Source organism: Sandarakinorhabdus sp. (genome assembly GCF_031422795.1).
Classification (GTDB): domain Bacteria; phylum Pseudomonadota; class Alphaproteobacteria; order Sphingomonadales; family Sphingomonadaceae; genus Sandarakinorhabdus.
The window spans coordinates 1-18028 of sequence record NZ_JANPML010000043.1 but is presented as its reverse complement, the minus strand read 5'-3'; the positions used below and the strand labels follow the sequence as shown (position 1 = coordinate 18028).

Below are 18028 nucleotides of genomic sequence, written 5' to 3'. Positions count from 1 at the left end.
CCCAGCGACCAGCTGACGAAGGGCGCGAACAGGGGCAGGTTTTCGGTGAACTGGAAGGCGGCGGTGGTCTGGTCGAACTGCGTCCACACACCGATGCCGAGAACGAATTCCACCAGCGTTGTCGCCAATGCCACCATGCGGGCGCGGCCAGCGCGTTCGGTGTCACCACCGGGCAGCATGAGCAGCACCAGCGCGGCCACTACCGGCAGCAAGATCATCAGGGAAAGAATCGGCATCAGCGCATCATCCAGGCGGCAGCAGCGGCCAGGCCGACCAGCATGACGAGGGCGTAGCTATAGACATACCCGGTCTGGAAACGCCGGGCGAGGCCGGCGCCCATCACCACCATATCGGCAGCGCCATTGGGGCCGAAACGATCGATCGTCTGCTGATCACCGCGCGTCCAGAACAGGCGGCCAAACCACTGCGCCGGCTTCACGAAGATCGCGTCGTACAGCTCGTCGAAATACCATTTCCGCAGCAGAAACTGATAGAGACCGGGCACTTCCTTCTGCCACCAGATCGGGATCGACGGCTTGTTCAGATAGACGTGCCAGGCAAGGCCGAGGCCGAGGAAGAAGGCCACCGACGGGGTATAGACGACCCAGGCCGGCACTTCGTGCATGGCGTGCATCAAGTGCGTGTCGAAGGCCAGGCTGCCACGCCAGAACTTGGCGCCTTCCTCTGCGCCCACGAACGCTTCATGCCAGACATAGCCGGCCAGCAACGCGCCGGTGCCCAGGACGAATAGCGGGATCAACATCGAAAGCGGGCTTTCGTGCGGGTGATAGCCAGCGGTGCCGTCATCATGCGCGTGATCGTGCGCGCGATGATTATCGTGCCCATGATCACCGTGTGCGGCATGCTGGATATGCTCGCTGCCAGCCCAGCGCGGTTTGCCGAAGAAGGTGAGGAACACCAGCCGCCACGAATAGAAGCTGGTGAGCGCCGCGACGAACGCGCCAACGAAGAACGCAAAGCTGCCGTGGCTGGTGCCGCTGGCAAAGGCGGCTTCCAGGATCGCGTCCTTGGAATAATAGCCGGCGGTGAAGAAGAAGCCGGTGAGCGCCAGCGTGCCGATCGTCATCATCCAGAAGGTGATCGGGATATGCTTCCTGAGGCCGCCGTAAAAACGCATGTCCTGCTCGTGATGCATGGCGTGGATCACCGAGCCGGCACCGAGGAACAGCAGCGCCTTGAAAAAGGCGTGGGTGAAAAGGTGGAACATCGCCGCGCCATAGGCACCCGAACCGGCGGCGAAGAACATGTAGCCCAGCTGCGAACAGGTCGAATAGGCGATGACGCGTTTAATATCGGTTTGCACCACGGCCACGGTCGCGGCGAACAACGCTGTGCACGCGCCGATGATGCACACCACGGCCTGGGCGGTGGGGCTGGCTTCAAACATCGGCGACAGACGGCAGACCATGAACACGCCGGCGGTCACCATGGTGGCGGCGTGGATCAGCGCGGAAACCGGCGTGGGGCCTTCCATGGCATCGGGCAGCCAGGTGTGCAGGCCAAGCTGCGCCGACTTGCCCATCGCACCGACGAACAGCAGCAGGCACAGGCAGGTCATCACGTCGACCTGAGAACCCAGAAAGCTGAACGTCTGGCCAGTGTGCTGCGGCACGGCAGCGAGGATTGCATCGAGGGAGACCGTGCCGAACACCAGGAAGGTGCCGAAAATGCCGAGGCTGAAGCCGAAATCGCCGACGCGGTTGACCACGAATGCCTTGATCGCCGCCGCGTTGGCCGACGGCTTATGATACCAGAAACCGATGAGCAGGTAGGAGGCAAGGCCCACCCCTTCCCAGCCGAAGAACATCTGCACAAGGTTATCGGCGGTCACCAGCATCAGCATGGCAAAGGTGAACAACGACAGATAGGCGAAGAACCGGCTCTGCGACGGGTCTTCCTCCATATAGCCCCAGCTATAAAGGTGGACGAGCGCCGAGACGCTGGTGACAACGACCAGCATGACCGCGGTGAGCGTATCGACCTTCAACGCCCATTGCACACTGAGCCCGCCGCTTTCGATCCAGTCCAGCACCGGCACGGTATAGCCGGCGGTATCGTTCAACCAGAAACCGGTGAAGATCACCCAGGCCAGCGCGGCCGAGGTGAACAGGCCGCCGGTGGTGATAGCCTTGGCGGCGCTGTGGCCAATGGCACGCCCGCCCAGCCCGGCGACAAGCGCCGTCAACAGCGGCAGGAAGACGAGGATGGTGATCATCGTCAGCCCTTCATCATGTCGGCTTGATCAACCGCCACACTGCCGCGGTTGCGGAAATAGATCACCAAAATGGCAAGGCCAATCGCGGCTTCGCCAGCCGCCACGGTGAGCACGAACATCGCAAAGATCTGGCCATGCACCTGGTGCAGATAGGCCGAAAAGGCGACGAGGTTGATGTTCACGGCGAGCAGGATCAGTTCCAGCGCCATCAGGATGATGATGATGTTGCGCCGGTTGAGGAAAATGCCGAACACGCCGAGCACGAACAGCGCGGCGGAAACGGCGAGATAATGGCCCAACCCGATCACAGTTCGACCCCCTGGCCCAGCCCGGCCTTGCCGATGCCGAGCGTGCCGGCCGGCGTGCGCGCGTTCTGCACGGAAATATCCTGTTTCTTGAGGCCGACACGGCGGCGATGGGTGAGCACGATCGCGCCGATCATGGCGGCCAGCAACAACAGGCCAGCCATCGAGAATACGAAGAAATACCGCGTGTAAAGCTGGCTGCCGATCCACTGGGTGTTGGTCATGCCTTCGGGCGGCCCAGCCAGCGCTTCATGGACGATGACGCCCTGCCCCGGCTGCCAGCCCATGGTGACGAGCAAAATCTCCGCCAGAATGACGCCGGAAACGGCCAGGCCCAGCGGCAGATTCTTCATCGCGCCGCGCTGCAACGCCTTGAAATCAATATCCAGCATCATGACGACGAACAGGAACAGCACCGCCACGGCACCGACGTAAACGATGACCAGCAGCATCGCCAGAAATTCAGCGCCCAGCAGGATGAACAGGCCGGCGGCGTTGAAGAAGGCGAGGATCAGCCAGAGCACGCTGTGCACCGGGTTGCGGGCGGTGATCACCATCAGGCCGCTGGTCAGCAGCAGGCCGGCGAACAGATAGAAGGCAATCGCAGCCATATCAGCGCCACTCACTGTCGGCAGCGATGTTGCTGGCGATGGCGCGTTCCCACTTCTCGCCGTTCGCGAGCAATTTGCCCTTGTCGTAGATCAGTTCTTCGCGGGTTTCAGTGGCGAATTCGAAATTCGGCGTTTCCACGATGGCATCCACCGGGCAGGCTTCCTGGCACAGGCCGCAATAGATGCATTTGGTCATGTCGATGTCATAGCGGGTGGTGCGGCGGCTGCCGTCTTCGCGCGGTTCGGCTTCGATGGTGATGGCCTGGGCCGGGCAGACGGCTTCGCACAATTTGCAGGCGATGCAGCGTTCCTCGCCGTTGGGATAGCGACGCAGCGCGTGTTCACCGCGGAAACGCGGCGAGATCGGGCCTTTTTCGAACGGATAGTTCAGCGTCGCCTTGGGGCGGAACATATAACGCAGGGTGAGCCACATGCCGGAGATAAACTCCAGCAGCAGCAGCGACTTGGCGGAACGGAGCAGCGCGGACATCACAGGGCTCCCGGCAAGCGAGCAAAGTGGCCGGTGAACATCAGCCAGCCCGAAACGACAACGACCCAGAAAAGGCTGAGCGGCAGAAACACTTTCCAGCCCAGCCGCATCAATTGGTCATAACGGTAGCGCGGCACGGTGGCCTTCACCCAGGCGAAGACGAAGAACATGAACGCCATCTTGGTGAGGAACCAGACGAAGCCGGGGATGATGTAGAGCGGCGCCCAATCCAGCGGCGGCAGCCAGCCGCCCAGGAACAGGGTGGGGATCAGCGCGCACATGAAGAGGATGTTGGCATATTCGCCGAGGAAGAAGAGCGCGAAGCTCATGGATGAGTATTCGACCTGATAGCCGGCAACGAGCTCGGCTTCGGCTTCGGGCAGATCGAACGGGGGCCGGTTGGTTTCGGCCAGCGCGGTGATGAAGAACATGATCGCCATCGGGAACAGCAGCGGGTTGAAGATGTTGCCGTTGAGGATGCCGAGGACATTGCCTTTCTGCGCCATCACGATGTCCGACAGGTTCAGGCTCTGCGCGTACATCATCACGGAAACCAGGATGAAGCCCATCGAAACTTCGTAGCTGACCATCTGCGCCGCCGAACGCAGGCCACCGAGGAAGGCATATTTGGAGTTGGACGCCCAGCCCGACATGATGATGCCATACACACCCATCGACGAGACGGCGAAAACATAGAGCAGGCCAACGTTCAGATCGGCCAACACCAGGCCCGCATCGAACGGCATCACCGCCCACACCACCAACGCCAACACAAAGGTGATCATCGGCGCCAGCAGGAACACGCCGGTCGACGCGCCGGTGGGAATGATCGTTTCCTTCATGAACAATTTGGCCGCGTCGGCAAAGGTTTGCAGCAGGCCGAACGGGCCGACCACATTGGGCCCGCGCCGCATCTGCATCGCCGCCCAGATCTTGCGATCGGCGTAAACCGCCATGGCCACGCCCACCATCACCGGAAAGGCGATGGCGAGGATCAGTGCCAGATTGGCGAGGAACCAGCCCGGGCCTTCCCCGAACTGTTCGATGAACCAGCCGGTGAAGGTCATTCGGCGGCCTCCTGCACCACGACCAGCGACGACACGCAGGCAGCCATGGTGGCACTGGCGCGCGCCACCGGGTTGGTGAGGTGATAATTGCTGTAGATGTGGTGCAGCGGGCCTTTGACTAGTGCCGCATCGGCGGCCGGCAGGGTCGAAGCACGCGCGATCAGGCCATCGCGGGCCAGATCGGGCCATTCGCCGGCGATGCGCTGGCGCAGGGCCGACAGATCATCATAGGGCAGTTTCTGGCCCAGCACCGACGACAGGGCGCGGAAGATCGTCCAATCTTCACGCGCATCGCCGGGCGGCTGCGTCGCCTTCAGCGCGCGCTGCACGCGGCCTTCCAGATTGACATAGGTGCCGGCCTTTTCGGTGTAGGCAGCCGCCGGCAGGATCACATCGGCATGGCGCACGCCGTGATCGCCGTGGGTGCCGATATAGACGGTGAAACGGCCGGACATCACATTCACTTCGTCCGCACCGAGCAGGAACAGTGCCTTCACACCAGCATCGCCGAGCAGCGCATTGACGCCGCCTTCAACCGCCAGCCCCAACCGCAGCGCGCCGGCGCGGGCAGCGGCGGTGTGGACGAGGTTAAAGCCATTCCAGCCATCCTTCACCACGCCCAGTTTCGCAGCAGCCGCGCGTGCAGCAGCATAAAGCCCCGGCGTCTTCAGCGCGCCCATGCCGACGATGATCGCCGGGCGCTGCGCCTTGGCAAAGGCTTCGACGACCGCAGCCGGCAGCGTGCTCAGCAGCGCGGCATCATCGCCCGCTTGCGTGAGCGGGAAAGACAGATCAACGTCCGGCCCGATGCTGAATGCCTTGGCCTTGCCCTTCAGCACGGCCTTGCGCAGCCGCACATTCAGCAGCGCGGCTTCATGGCGCGGATTGGTGCCGACCAGCAGAATCGCGTCGGCGGTTTCGATATTGGCCAGCCCGGTGTTGAACAGCCAGTTCGCCGGTTCACCCGTGTCAAACTGGGCTCCATCCTGACGCGATTCGATCCGTGTGGAACCCAGGCCGGCGAGCAGATCGCGCAGCGCCACCATATCTTCAACGGCGTTCAGATCGCCGACGATGCCAGCGATTTCGTCGCTTTTCAGCCCCTTCAGGCCGGCCGCGATGGCGGCAAAGGCTTCGGCCCAGGTGGCCTTTTGTAATTTGCCTGCCACCCGCACCCATGGGCTGTCGAGCCGGCGTTCGGACAGGCCATCGACGGCGAAACGGCTCTTGTCGCCCAGCCATTCTTCATTGACGTCGTCGTTGATGCGCGGCGTGACGCGCATGACGGCGGCACCCCGGCTGCCAACGACGATGTTGCTGCCGATGGCATCCATCACGTCGATCGAATCGGTCTTCTTCAGCTCCCAAGGCCGCGCCTGGAAGGCATAAGGCTTGGAGGTGAGCGCGCCGACCGGGCACAGATCAATCACATTGCCCGACACTTCGGACGTGACGGCCTTTTCCAGATACGAAGTGATCTGCATGGATTCGCCGCGGCCGATGGCGCCGATTTCCTCGACCCCGGCCACTTCTTCGGCAAAGCGCACGCAGCGGGTGCAGTGGATGCAGCGGGTCATCACCGTCTTGATCAGCGGACCCATGTATTTCTCGGTCACTGCCCGCTTGTTCTCGTCATAGCGGCTGGCGCCCTTGCCATAGGTGATGGCCTGATCCTGCAGATCGCATTCGCCGCCCTGATCGCAGATCGGGCAATCGAGTGGGTGGTTGATGAGCAGGAACTCCATCACCCCTTCGCGGGCCTTTTTCACCTTTTCGGTGCGGGTGTGGATCACCTGGCCATCGGCGGCCGGCATGGCGCAGCTGGCCACCGGCTTGGGCGATTTTTCCATGTCCACCAGGCACATGCGGCAATTGCCGGCGATGGACAGACGTTCATGATAGCAGAAACGCGGGATTTCGGCGCCGGCCGCTTCGCAGGCCTGCAGCACGGTGGCACCATTGGGCACCTCCACTTCGATTCCATCGACGGTCAGTTTCGGCATAAGTTCAACCCTGCCGGATAAGCCGCTGATGGGCCCGGCCGCATGCTGGCCGCACGTGCATAGCAATCACTTCCAAATAGGACGGCCGGGCCAAGGCGCCAAGCTGTGCGGGGTATAGCGACCGCCAATCACCATGGGAAGGCAAAACAGCGCCATTCAGCCGCTTGGGACCAATTTTCCGGGGATTGTTGAAGCGCTTCCCGCACTGCGGCACAGCCGGCAGCGTGCGCCTGATTGGCTTGGAAGCTCGAAGTTTCAAGCCTATAGGCCTGACATGTCCAAACCCATTCACATCATCGGCGGCGGCCTTGCCGGATCAGAAGCCGCCTGGCAGATCGCACAGGCCGGCCTGCCGGTCGTGATCCACGAAATGCGCGGGCCGCATGGCACCGATGCGCACAAGACCGACGGTCTGGCCGAACTCGTCTGTTCCAACAGTTTTCGCAGCGATGATCCCGACAACAATGCCGTGGGCCTGATCCATCAGGAAATGCGGGCGCTGGGCAGCATCATCATGGCCGAAGCCGACAAGGCGCGGGTGCCGGCGGGATCGGCATTGGCCGTGGACCGCGACCAGTTTTCCGATGGCGTGACGGCAGCGCTGGCGGCCCATCCCAATGTGACGATCGTGCGCGAGATGATCACCGGCCTGCCGCCGGAAGACTGGGACAGCGTGATCATTGCCACCGGGCCACTGACGGCAACGCCCTTGGCGCAGGCCATTCGTGAACTGACCGGCGAGGATGCGCTGGCCTTTTTCGATGCCATTGCGCCGGTGATCCATTACGAGTCCGTCAATCAGGACGTGGCCTGGTTCCAGTCGCGCTGGGACAAGGGGGAAGGCAAGGATTACCTCAACTGCCCGATGGACAAGGAACAGTATGAAGCCTTCGTCGACGCGATGCTGGAAGCCGAAAAGGCCAGTTTCAAGGAATGGGAAGCCAACACGCCCTATTTCGATGGCTGCATGCCGATCGAGGTGATGGCCGAACGCGGCCGCAACACGCCGCGTTTTGGCCCGATGAAACCGGTGGGCCTGACCAACCCCGCCACCGGCCGCCGCGCCTGGGCCGTGGTGCAACTGCGGCAGGACAATGCGCTGGGCACGTTGTGGAATATGGTGGGGTTCCAGACCAAGATGAAGCACGCCGAACAGGTGCGGGTGTTCCGCATGATCCCCGGCCTCGAAAACGCGCAATTCGCCCGGTTGGGCGGCCTGCACCGCAACACCTTCATCAAGTCGCCGGTGCTGCTCGATGGCACGCTGCGGCTGAAGCTGCGGCCCGCGATCCGTTTTGCCGGGCAGATCACCGGCTGCGAAGGTTATGTGGAATCCGCCGCGGTGGGCCTGATGGCGGCACGCTTTGCCATTGCCGAACGGCAGGGCCGCGAACCGGTGCCGCCGCCGGCCACCACGGCACTGGGCGCCCTGCTCCACCACGTGACGGGCGGCGCCGAAGCCGCAACCTTCCAACCGATGAACGTCAATTTCGGTCTGTTCCCGCCGCTGAGCCCGGCGCCGAAAAAGGACCAGCGCAAACCGGCACTGGTGGCGCGGGCCCGCGCTGATCTGGCCGAGTGGATGCTGGTGGCCTGAAGGCTCAGTTCTCGTCCGGCAACGGGCACACGCAGGCGGGCTTGGCCTTGCGCTTGATGGCCGTTGCTGCAAATTCACTGGTGCTCAACCGGCCATCGGCATTGCGATCAGCCTTGGCAAATTTCGTCGCTGTCGCCACGGCAAATTCCTCGAAATCGAGGCGGCCATCCTTGTTGCGATCTGCCCGGTCGAACGATTTTTGGCGGTTGCTCAGATATTCCGTGCGATCCACCGCGCTGTCCTTGTTCTTGTCATAGCGGCGCAGCCGGCGGGCTTCGCGTTCTGCGTCGGAAAGCGGGGATTTCGGGGCCACCAACGGCGCAGCGGCGGCTGCGGCCACCGGCGGATCAGCCACAGCCAGAGCGGCAGCCGGCTGAGTGACGGGTGGCGCCCGCCACACGATCAGGCCAGCGCCAAGCAGGCCCACCAGAGCCACAACAAAGCCAAGGACGCGGCGCATTATCCTGCTCCCATCATCACACGACCCTGTGCGCCCAGCGATACGCCGGCTCAACGCCCCAGCGCAACCACCTTGAACATCATCGCCTGCCGGGCCAGCGTTCCACGCGGTTCGGGTGGGCGGCCGGCAGTGCGGTGGGCGGCATCACGCACCGCCAGTTCCACCAGCGCGCGCAGCGGGCGCAGCAGCACCGATGTCCGGTTCGGCGAGCGTTCGGCCACGGCCAGCAGCTGGCCAAGATAGGTGCCTTCGTCCGGATCGCCGCCCAGCAGGCGCGCCGCAAGGCCGAACAATTGCGCCGTGCCATCGCCGGCATTGCCGCCCAGCCGGGCGAGCCAGCCATCCTCCAGCGTGGCCAGATCCGCACCCGACAGCCGGGGCAGGGCCCGCGCCTGCAGTGCCTGCAACAAGGGCTGCGCCGGGGCTGGCTGGGTATCCAGTTCGATCAGGCGATCCCGCCACCAGGCCAGCTTGATCTCCCCCAGCAGCGGCTCGGTGGTGCTGGCCACCACGTGCGCCAGTTCGGCATCCAGCCCGAACAGCGCGACCAGGGCGGGCCGGGCCGGCGCTGCCGCATACAGGCAGGCCAGCCAACGTTCCCGGTCGCGCTGCTTCAGTTCATCGGCAATCTGGGGCAACGCAGACATGCTGATTCGATCAAGCCGGCCCGACCCGAAAGGCACACAGCTTGTTGCCATCCGAATCGCGGAAATAGGCCCCGTAAAAGGCTTGCGGGCCTTTCTCGCCGCGCACGCCGGGTGCGCCTTCATCGGCGGCACCGGCGGCCATCGCCGCGGCGTGCACCGCGTCCACCTTGGCGCGTTCATCCATCACCAGGGCGATCATGGTGCCGTTGCCGGCGGTGGCGGGCTGGCCATCATAGGCCGGGCCAACACCCAGCATCGGCGTGGTCCAGCTGGCACCCCAGCACACCGCGCCAGTGGGAAATTCCATCAGCCGGTTGATGCCAACGCTGGCGAACACGGCATCATAAAACGCAAAACTGCGCGGCAAATCATTGCTGCCGAAAAGGGCGTAACCGATCATGCGATTCCTCCTGTGGCCACCATGGCCGGCCAACGGTGACACAGGCATTGCTGTGCGGCCATTATTTGCGACGTCATCGTGCCAATTCCGCCAGGATGATGTCTTCTGCCGAACTGAAGGATGATGCAACCGGTTCCGATTTGAAGGGATCGTCGCTGCTGCCGGTGAGGGCATAGGCAAACACAAGGCCGCGCCGCTGATCGATCCACAGGCCGGCGAGCAAACCATAGGCTTCACCCAGATGCCCCCACCAGCGCGCACCCTTGACCGGCTGATCGGGCGCCCCGGCACGCCCTGAAAGGCAATGCGGGCCAGCGCCGAAACACAGCATCTGGCCGTGATAATCATCACCCGGCAGCGAACCGCCGGCCTGCCAGACGGGGGTGAGCATGACCCTTACCGTGGCGGGCTTCAGCAGCCGCACCCGACCAGATTCCGTGGCCGCTTCACCGCCGCGCAACAGCAACTGGCCGATGCGGGCCAGATCGGGGATGGTGATGCGCAGGCCGCCCTGCGGCGAAAAGATGGTGCCGTTGTCGCCAGGGCGATAGGCGGCAAGATCGCATCGCGCCCGAAATACAACCGGACAGCCGGCGCGCTGGCCGTTGAGATCATCGACCTGCGCCAGCCAGGGCCCGGCCGGGTTCCACGCCGTTTCATCGCGGCCCTTGCGGTACAGCACGGCAACACGGGTGATGGCGGCATCCGACGCGCCTTGCCAGTTGTAGCCCGCGTCGATGGTGAGCGGGGCCATCACCAGCCGGGTCATCAGCCGGTCAAAACGTTCGCCAGTGGCAGCCTCCATCACTGTGGCGATGAGACCGTAATTGAGGTTGGCATATTCGAAGCGACCGCCCGGCGCGCTTGGCCCCCAGTGCTGCGGCGTCAACCTGTCCTGCAACCGGTCCTCCAACGGAAAGGCATAGCCGGGGCCATCGACAATGCCGCTGGTGTGGGACAACAATTGCCGCAAAGTGATCGGGGTATCGGGATGGCCCGGGTGACGCAGGTTCCAGCCGAGCCAGAGCGACACATCCTCATCGATCTTGAGCCGGCCCTGCTCCACCAGCCGCCACACGGCAATGGCCACCACCAGTTTGGAAATGGAGGCGACGCGGATCACGCTATCGGTCTTGAGCGGGCGATTGGCGGCGATGTCAGCCAGGCCATGGGCTTCGGCGCGCAGGATGCGGTTCTTGTCGGCCACCACGCCAACAACGCCTGAAAGCTGCGGCGCGCGAGGATCAGTGCCGGCGACCAGAGCGGCCAGCGGATTGGCAGCGGCGGGGCTGGCCAGCAACAGGCAGAGGGCAAGAATGGCGCGCATATCTCGCTGCATAATCAAGCGCGGCAGGCATGGCCAGCCGGCATCGGCTGCGCTAGCGTTGCAAGATGACGACACGACTTGCCATCGGCCTGATGTCCGGAACCTCCATCGACGGGATCGATGCCGCGCTGGTCGAAACCGATGGCGAGGGGGTGGTGAACCCGGTCGCCTTCATGTTTTTCCCCTACGAACCGGATTTCCGCCCGCGCCTGCGCGCCGCCATGGCCCGCGCGCTGGAAATGCACGCCCCGGCCCGCGATGCGCTGATCGACGCGGTGGAACAGGAATCGACTGGCCTGCACGCCATGGCCGTCCACCGTCTGCTGGCCGCCACCCACACACGCCGCGACGATGTGGCGGTGATCGGCTTTCACGGCCAAACCATCGCGCACCGGCCCGATCGCAAATGGACCTGGCAGATCGGTGATGGCGCCACGCTGAAGGCCGCCACGCGCATCCCCGTCGCCTTTGATTTTCGCAGCGCCGATGTGGCGGCTGGCGGCCAGGGTGCGCCGCTGGCGCCGGGCTACCACCGCGCGCGCTCCGAAGAACTGGGCCGGCCGTTGGGGGTGCTCAATCTGGGCGGGGTCGGCAATCTGACCTGGTTCGCAGCAGACGGTCGCTGGGGCAGTTTTGACACCGGCCCCGGCAATGCCCTGATCGATGATTGGGTCCACACCCACACCGGGCGCGGCTTTGACGAGGATGGCCGGGTCGCCGCCGGTGGCATGACCCACGACAATGTGCTGCAAACATTGTGCGACAATCCGTGGTTCGATGCGCCGCCGCCCAAATCGCTGGACCGCAACGCCTGGGATATCGGTGCGCTGCGCGGCCTTTCCCCCGGCGACGGCGCGGCGACGCTGACGGCGTTCACGGCCGAAACGGTGCGGCTGGCCCTCACCCACGTGCCGGCGTTCGGAGGAGATTTTGGCGGCCGCCTGCTGGTAACGGGCGGCGGCCGGCTCAACCCGGTGCTGATGGCCGAACTTGCGCAGCGCTGCGCTGTGCCCTGCGATGCGGTGGAGGCTGTGGGCTGGAACGGCGATGCGCTGGAGGCCGAGGCGTTTGCGTGGCTGGCCGTGCGCGTGCTGGACGGCAAGCCGCTGAGCTGGCCGGAGACGACCGGCGTGCCACAGGCGATGCCGGGTGGGCGGGTGGCTTAACGCCCGCCGTTGGCCAGCCGCATATCCAGATAACCGTCCACCTCGCCCATCAGCAGGCCCATTTCGTTCTGGAAGAAATGGTTGGCACCGGGGATAGTGCTGTGGTGGATGGTGATGTGGCGCTGGGTCTTCAGCTTGTCGACCAGCTTGAGCACGGCCGACGGCGGCACCACTTCATCGATTTCGCCGTCGACGATGATCCCGCTCGACGGGCAGGGCGCGAGGAAGGTGAAATCATACATGTTGGCCGGCGGCGCGATCGAGATGAAGCCCTTGATCTCGGGCCGGCGCATCAGCAGCTGCATGCCGATCCAGGCACCAAAGGAAAAGCCGCCCACCCAGGTGGTGTGGGCTTCCGGATTGAATTGCTGCAACCAATCCAGCGCGGAGGCAGCATCAGACAATTCGCCGATGCCGTTATCGAACGCGCCTTGGCTACGGCCGACACCGCGGAAGTTGAAGCGCAAAGTCGCAAAGCCGCGGCGCACAAAGCTTTGATACAGCGCCAGCACGATCGGGTGGTTCATCGTGCCCTGCGCCGGGTGCGGCTGCAGCAGGATGGCGACAGGCGCACGCGGGCCGGCACCGGGCTGATAACGGCCTTCAAGACGCCCTTCGGGGCCGGTAAGAATGACTTCGGGCATGCTGCTCCCAATTCTGGTGCAAGGCGGCTGATGCGCCCTATATGGCCTGCAGAGGCCGAGTTGCAATGAAAAGCCGAATCTATCTCGATCATGCTGCCACCACGCCGGTGGGCGATGCTGCACGGGCGGCGGTGATCGACGCGTTGGCCGTAATCGGCAATCCGTCGAGCGTGCATGGCGGCGGGCGGGCGGCCCATGCGCTGCTGGAAGGGGCGCGCGATGCGGTGGCGGGCTTTGCCGGGGTGGCGGCGGAGAATTTGGTGTTTACCAGCGGCGGCACCGAGGCGATTGCGCTGGCCGCCAATGGCGCGAGGCTGGCGGGCCCGGTGCGCCCCCGATTGCTGGTGGGCGCGACCGAGCACAGCGCGGTGCTGCAGGCGCGCGATGATGCACAATTATTGCCGGTGGACGGCAATGGCCTGATCGATCTGCAGGCGCTGGCCGCGGCGCTGGCAACAGGCCCGGCGCTGGTGGCGGTGCAGGCAGCCAACAACGAAACCGGGGTGATCCAGCCGCTGGCCGAGGTGGCCGCACTGGTACGGGATACGGGCAGCCTGCTGCTGGTGGATGCCGTGCAGGCGGCGGGCAAGATGGTGATGGCTGATGCGGATTTCGTGGCGCTATCGGCCCACAAGCTGGGCGGCCCACCCGGCGTTGGCGCGCTGATCGTGCGCGACCCCCAAGGCCTGATCGCCGTGCAGCATGGTGGCGGCCAGGAACGCGGCCATCGCGGCGGCACGCCCAATCTGCCGGGCATCGCGGGCTTTGCCGCCGCCGTGGCCGAAGCACGCGACTGGCGCGCGGTGGCCGCCCGGCGCGACAAACTGGAGGCACAGCTGAAGGCCGGCGGCGCGATCATCCACGGCGAAAACGCGCCGCGCCTGCCCAACATCAGCAGCATTGGCCTGCCCGGCGTGGCGGCCGCAACGCAGGTGATGATGCTCGATCTGGAGGGCTTCATGGTCTCGGCCGGGGCCGCCTGTTCGTCGGGCAAGGTGAAAACCAGCCATGTGCTGCACGCGATGGGGCTGGGTGCGGCTGCGGGCGAAGCCATCCGCGTCAGCCTGGCAGCAACCACCACGGATGACGAGATTGCCGCATTTGCCGCTGCCTGGCTTGCCATGGCCGCCCGCCTTGGCCGAAAGAGCACGGGATGAGCCTGCCGATCTACCTTGATTATGGCGCGACGACGCCGCTTGATCCGGCCGTGGCTGCCGCCATGGAACCGTGGGGCATCGATGGCTTCGGCAATCCGCACAGCGCGCATCTGTGGGGGTATCATGCCAAGGCGGCTGTGGAAGTTGCGCGCGAACAGGTCGCCGCGCTCATCAACGCGCCGGTGGAAAGCATCGCCTTCACCAGCGGCGCCACCGAAAGCAACAATTGGGCGCTGAAGGGCCTGCTCACCGCGCCGGGCCAGACGCGGCGGCGCATCGTGACGCTGGCCACCGAACATAGCAGTGTGCTGGAAACGGCGCAGTATCTGGCCAGCATCGGCGCGCAACTCACCATCGTGCCGGTGCGCAGCCATGGCCTGGTGGACCTTGGTGATCTTGAACGCGCGCTGGGTGAGGATGTGGCGGTCGTCTCGGTGATGGCGGTCAACAACGAGATTGGCGTGGTGCAGGATCTGGCGGCCATTGCCGCCCTCGCCCACGCTGTTGGCGCGGTGTTCCATGTCGATGCCGCTCAGGGTTTCGGCAAGGTGCCAATCAATGTCGAAGCGATGGGCATCGATCTGATGAGCATCACGGCGCACAAGATTTACGGCCCCAAGGGCGTTGGCGCGCTGTATCGGCGGCCGTTCACCGTGATCGCGCCATTGCTGCACGGTGGCGGGCAGGAAGATGGCCGTTCCGGCACACTGCCCACGGCATTGATTGCCGGGCTGGGCGCGGCGGCGGCGATTGCCGGGCAGCGCATGGCCGAAGATCACGCCCATGCCGTGATGCTGCGGGATCGGCTGCTGGCCGGGCTGACGGTGCAAAGCCAGATCAACGGCCATCCCGATCGGCGCTGGCCGGGCAATCTCAACCTCAGCTTCCCCGGCGTTGCCGTGCCCTTGATCCAGCACGTGCCGGGCCTGGCCATCAGTTCCGGTTCGGCCTGCGCGGCGGTGACCGGGCGGGCCAGCCATGTGCTCACCGCGCTCGGCCTGCCCGAAACGCAGGCCAAGGCGTCGCTGCGGCTGGGATTTGGCCGTTTCACCACCGCTGCGGAAATCGATACCGCCGCCACCCTGTTAAATGCTGCAGTGCAGCGAAAACTTGCAGAAGCGGGCTGATCACGGCACATTGCCGATCATGACGCGCATTCGCTTCATTTCTGCTGACGGCGGCCAGGAGGCCATTGTCGAGAGCAAACCCGGCGATCGGCTGCTTGATGTGGCGCAGGCGCATGGCATGCCGCTGGAAGGCACCTGCGAAGGTGCGATGGCCTGTTCCACCTGCCATGTCTATCTGGTTGGCGGCGACGTCGAAGCATTGCCGCCGCCGGCCGAGGAAGAAGAAGACATGCTGGATTTCGCCGCTTGCGCCAACCGCCAGAGCCGGCTGGCCTGCCAGATCAAGCTGACGGCCGACATCCAAACCCTTGATGTAAAAATGCCGCGCAGCGTTGTGGACATGAGCCGATGATGAATTTGACCAGGCACGTTCTGCTGTTCGGCGGCCCTGTGGCGATGGCGATGGCGCTGGCGATGGCGATGGCGTTGCCTGCTGCACCGGCGCTGGCGCAGGCTGCAACGGCCTCGCTGCCGTTCGATACCGATGTGACAGCGCTGAAACCCGGGCAATGGGTGTTTGATCCGCGCATCGCGCCGCAGGGCCCGATGCTGATGCTGGTCAACATCCAGTCCCAGCGGGCCAATATCTATCGCAACGGCGTGCGCATCGGCACCAGCACGGTTTCCACCGGGCGGCCCGGCAAGCGCACACCCACCGGCGTGTTCACCATCCTGCAAAAACGCGCCGTACACACCAGCAGCATCTACAAGACACCGATGCCGTTCATGCAGCGGCTGACATGGGATGGCATTGCCCTGCACGCCGGCCGCCTGCCCGGCTATCCAGCCAGCGCCGGTTGTGTGCGGCTACCGCACGCCTTTGCCCAGGCGCTGTTTGCCCAAACGCCGATGGGCATGACGGTGGCGATCATTGATCAGGAAGTGACCCCCCAACAGGTGGCCGATGCCGCCGTGCTGGCGCCGGCAACACCCAACGGCAAGCCTGATCCGGCCACCACGCGGGCGCTGGCCAGCGGTGATGCCTGGCGCTGGCAGCCGGAAAAATCCGCCGATGGCCCGGTCACCATCGTGCTGTCCACCAACAGCCGCAAGATGATCGTCTATCGCGGCGGCGTGGAGATCGGCCGCAGCCGCATCGGCGTACCCGATGGTTTCGATCTGGGCACGCGGGCTGCACAGTTTGCCGGGCGCGAGGCCAATGGCGATGCGCGCTGGATCTATATCGGCCTGCCCGGTTACGAAGCGCGCAAGGGCCAGAACGTGGAACCGGATGCGCTGGCTGCCGTCATCATCCCGCCGGCCTTCCGCGACCGGCTGCGCGGCATCACCGGCGAAGGCACCACCGTGCTGGCCACCGATGCCAGCGTTGGTTCGGGCAGCAGCGGCCGCAAGCAGACGATCATCGAGACCGACGCCAGCTGAGGCCGACGCCAGCTGAGACCGACGCCAGCTGAGCCGTGCTGTCAGGGTGGGAGCCGGGAACGACCCAGACCGGAATCGTTGCGGCTGCTTCCTTCCGGATCTGACCGGGTTGGCGAGTGGCCTGTCCGCCCGGCTCCCACGGCGCATATGGCGATTAGCGCTGCCAAGTGCAAGCCCGGTCAATACGAGCCCCCCGCTTAAAGCCCCCCGCTCAAACCAAGCGTGACGCGCCAGCCCGGCCCGGCTAGAACAGCACGACATGTCAGACGAATCCGATATCGCCTTTCCGGGGCTTGAACTGCCGGCCACCACAACAACCGCTGCGGCGGGAGTCTATCGCGTGCTGGCGCGCAAATACCGCCCCGCCACCTTCGAAACGCTGCTGGGCCAGGATGCCATGGTGCAGACGCTGGGCAACGCCATCGCGCGCGGCCGGCTGGCGCAGGCCTGGCTGCTCACTGGCGTGCGCGGGGTGGGGAAAACCAGCACGGCGCGCATCATTGCCAAGGCGCTGAACTGCATCGGGCCCGATGGCAACGGCGGCCCGACCATCAGCCCGTGCGGCCAATGCGAACCCTGTGGGGCGATTGCCGCTGGCCGCCATCTTGATGTGGTGGAAATGGACGCGGCGTCGAACACCGGCGTTGATGATGTGCGCGAGATCATCGAAGGCGTGCGCTATGCCGCTGTCTCGGCGCGTTACAAGATCCACATCATCGATGAAGTCCACATGCTGTCAAAAGCCGCGTTCAATGCGCTGCTGAAAACGCTGGAAGAACCGCCGCCGGGCGTGAAGTTCATCATGGCCACCACCGAGGTGAACAAGGTGCCGGCCACGATCCTGTCGCGCTGCCAGCGATTCGATCTGAAGCGTGTATCGGCCGAAACCCTGGCCGAACATTTCGCCCGCATCCTGGAACAGGAACAGGTCGGATTCGAAGCCGATGCGCTGGCGCTGGTGGCGCGTGCCGCCGAAGGCAGCGTGCGTGACGGCCTGTCCATCCTGGATCAGGCGATTGCCCACAGCGGCGAGATCATCACTGCAGACGCAGTGCGCGACATGCTGGGCCTGGCCGATCGCGGCGCCGTGCGCGCGCTGTTTGGCCATGTGCTGCAGGGCCAAGTGCCTGATCTGATGGCCGCCGTCGCTCGACAATATGATCTGGGGCAAGACCCGGCGCAGCTGCTGCGCGAACTGTTGGGCCTGGTGCATGGCATCACCCGCCAGCGCCTGGCGCCGCGCCGCGATCCGCTGCTTTCGGCCGAGGAACAGGCGGCGCTCGATGGCTGGGCGCAGGCGCTGACCTTCCCGCGCCTTTCGATGCTGTGGCAGATGCTGCTGAAGGGGCTGGAGGAAGTGCAGGCCGCGCCGGTGCCGCTGCAGGCCGCCGAAATGGCGCTGCTGCGG

Annotated in this window: 18 protein-coding genes, 1 other RNA gene and 1 pseudogene; 7 read left to right on the top strand and 13 right to left on the bottom strand. The window is 64.8% G+C overall.

Features of this window, described 5'->3' with window-relative positions; genetic code table 11:
- From RMO81_RS01785 to nuoG, 7 genes and pseudogenes are all read right to left on the bottom strand, one after another.
- Positions 1-236: pseudogene (locus RMO81_RS01785) on the bottom strand (NADH-quinone oxidoreductase subunit M); the annotation flags it as partial.
- Positions 236-2236, bottom strand: coding sequence for an NADH-quinone oxidoreductase subunit L (gene nuoL / locus RMO81_RS01780; RefSeq protein WP_310474011.1), 2001 nt, complete (start codon positions 2234-2236; stop codon positions 236-238). The pseudogene RMO81_RS01785 and the gene nuoL, both read right to left, overlap by 1 nt.
- A 2-nt stretch (positions 2237-2238) precedes the next feature.
- On the bottom strand, positions 2239-2544 hold the full coding sequence (gene nuoK / locus RMO81_RS01775; RefSeq protein ID WP_310474010.1) for an NADH-quinone oxidoreductase subunit NuoK: 306 nt from the start codon (positions 2542-2544) through the stop codon (positions 2239-2241).
- A complete protein-coding gene (locus RMO81_RS01770; RefSeq protein WP_310474009.1) occupies positions 2541-3152 on the bottom strand; it encodes an NADH-quinone oxidoreductase subunit J in 612 nt (203 codons plus the stop codon). Before RMO81_RS01770 ends, nuoK begins: the two co-directional genes overlap by 4 nt.
- A 1-nt stretch (position 3153) precedes the next feature.
- Positions 3154-3642 (bottom strand): NADH-quinone oxidoreductase subunit NuoI, encoded by a 489-nt coding sequence (nuoI, locus tag RMO81_RS01765; protein WP_310474008.1) that lies wholly within the window; start codon positions 3640-3642, stop codon positions 3154-3156.
- Positions 3642-4709, bottom strand: a complete 1068-nt coding sequence (gene nuoH, locus RMO81_RS01760) for an NADH-quinone oxidoreductase subunit NuoH (RefSeq protein WP_310474007.1) — start codon at positions 4707-4709, stop codon at positions 3642-3644. Before nuoH ends, nuoI begins: the two co-directional genes overlap by 1 nt.
- Positions 4706-6712: an NADH-quinone oxidoreductase subunit NuoG gene (nuoG, locus tag RMO81_RS01755; protein WP_310474006.1), complete on the bottom strand. Its 2007-nt coding sequence runs from the start codon at positions 6710-6712 to the stop codon at positions 4706-4708. Before nuoG ends, nuoH begins: the two co-directional genes overlap by 4 nt.
- A 274-nt stretch (positions 6713-6986) precedes the next feature.
- Between nuoG and trmFO the strand changes: the two genes are divergently transcribed.
- The gene (gene trmFO / locus RMO81_RS01750; RefSeq protein ID WP_310474005.1) at positions 6987-8309 is read left to right on the top strand and encodes a methylenetetrahydrofolate--tRNA-(uracil(54)-C(5))-methyltransferase (FADH(2)-oxidizing) TrmFO; all 1323 of its coding nucleotides are present in this window, start codon (positions 6987-6989) and stop codon (positions 8307-8309) included.
- A gap of 4 nt (positions 8310-8313) precedes the next feature.
- Here the strand turns inward: trmFO and RMO81_RS01745 are convergent, their stop codons facing one another.
- The 4 genes from RMO81_RS01745 to RMO81_RS01730 form a co-directional block, all read right to left on the bottom strand.
- Positions 8314-8769, bottom strand: coding sequence for a hypothetical protein (locus RMO81_RS01745; protein ID WP_310474004.1), 456 nt, complete (start codon positions 8767-8769; stop codon positions 8314-8316).
- 50 nt (positions 8770-8819) lie between these two features.
- A complete protein-coding gene (locus RMO81_RS01740; protein WP_310474003.1) occupies positions 8820-9416 on the bottom strand; it encodes a squalene/phytoene synthase family protein in 597 nt (198 codons plus the stop codon).
- 10 nt (positions 9417-9426) lie between these two features.
- On the bottom strand, positions 9427-9816 hold the full coding sequence (locus RMO81_RS01735; RefSeq protein WP_310474002.1) for a VOC family protein: 390 nt from the start codon (positions 9814-9816) through the stop codon (positions 9427-9429).
- Positions 9817-9889: 73 nt separating this feature from the next.
- Entirely contained in the window at positions 9890-11143 is a 1254-nt protein-coding gene (locus RMO81_RS01730) for a serine hydrolase domain-containing protein (protein ID WP_310474001.1), read from the bottom strand.
- Positions 11144-11208: 65 nt separating this feature from the next.
- Here RMO81_RS01730 and RMO81_RS01725 point away from each other — a divergent pair, with 65 nt between their 5' ends.
- Positions 11209-12309, top strand: a complete 1101-nt coding sequence (locus tag RMO81_RS01725) for an anhydro-N-acetylmuramic acid kinase (protein WP_310474000.1) — start codon at positions 11209-11211, stop codon at positions 12307-12309.
- Here RMO81_RS01725 and RMO81_RS01720 read toward each other — a convergent pair.
- On the bottom strand, positions 12306-12953 hold the full coding sequence (locus tag RMO81_RS01720; protein WP_310473999.1) for an alpha/beta hydrolase: 648 nt from the start codon (positions 12951-12953) through the stop codon (positions 12306-12308). The genes RMO81_RS01725 and RMO81_RS01720 overlap by 4 nt on opposite strands.
- A gap of 65 nt (positions 12954-13018) precedes the next feature.
- On the opposite strand from RMO81_RS01720, the gene RMO81_RS01715 reads away from it, so the two are divergent.
- From RMO81_RS01715 to RMO81_RS01700, 4 genes are read left to right on the top strand one after another with little or no spacing between them, the layout of a single operon-like run.
- A complete protein-coding gene (locus RMO81_RS01715; protein ID WP_310473998.1) occupies positions 13019-14110 on the top strand; it encodes an aminotransferase class V-fold PLP-dependent enzyme in 1092 nt (363 codons plus the stop codon).
- Positions 14107-15237: a cysteine desulfurase family protein gene (locus RMO81_RS01710; protein WP_310473997.1), complete on the top strand. Its 1131-nt coding sequence runs from the start codon at positions 14107-14109 to the stop codon at positions 15235-15237. Before RMO81_RS01715 ends, RMO81_RS01710 begins: the two co-directional genes overlap by 4 nt.
- Before the next feature lie 19 nt (positions 15238-15256).
- Positions 15257-15589, top strand: coding sequence for a 2Fe-2S iron-sulfur cluster-binding protein (locus tag RMO81_RS01705; RefSeq protein ID WP_310473996.1), 333 nt, complete (start codon positions 15257-15259; stop codon positions 15587-15589).
- Positions 15586-16620, top strand: a complete 1035-nt coding sequence (locus RMO81_RS01700; RefSeq protein ID WP_310473995.1) for a L,D-transpeptidase family protein — start codon at positions 15586-15588, stop codon at positions 16618-16620. The genes RMO81_RS01705 and RMO81_RS01700 overlap by 4 nt, the downstream gene beginning before the upstream one ends.
- Before the next feature lie 43 nt (positions 16621-16663).
- Here the strand turns inward: RMO81_RS01700 and ffs are convergent.
- Positions 16664-16760, bottom strand: an RNA gene (ffs, locus tag RMO81_RS01695) — signal recognition particle sRNA small type.
- Positions 16761-16879: 119 nt separating this feature from the next.
- Here ffs and RMO81_RS01690 point away from each other — a divergent pair.
- Positions 16880-18028: DNA polymerase III subunit gamma/tau (locus tag RMO81_RS01690; protein WP_310473994.1), on the top strand; the 1149-nt coding region annotated here is incomplete at its 3' end.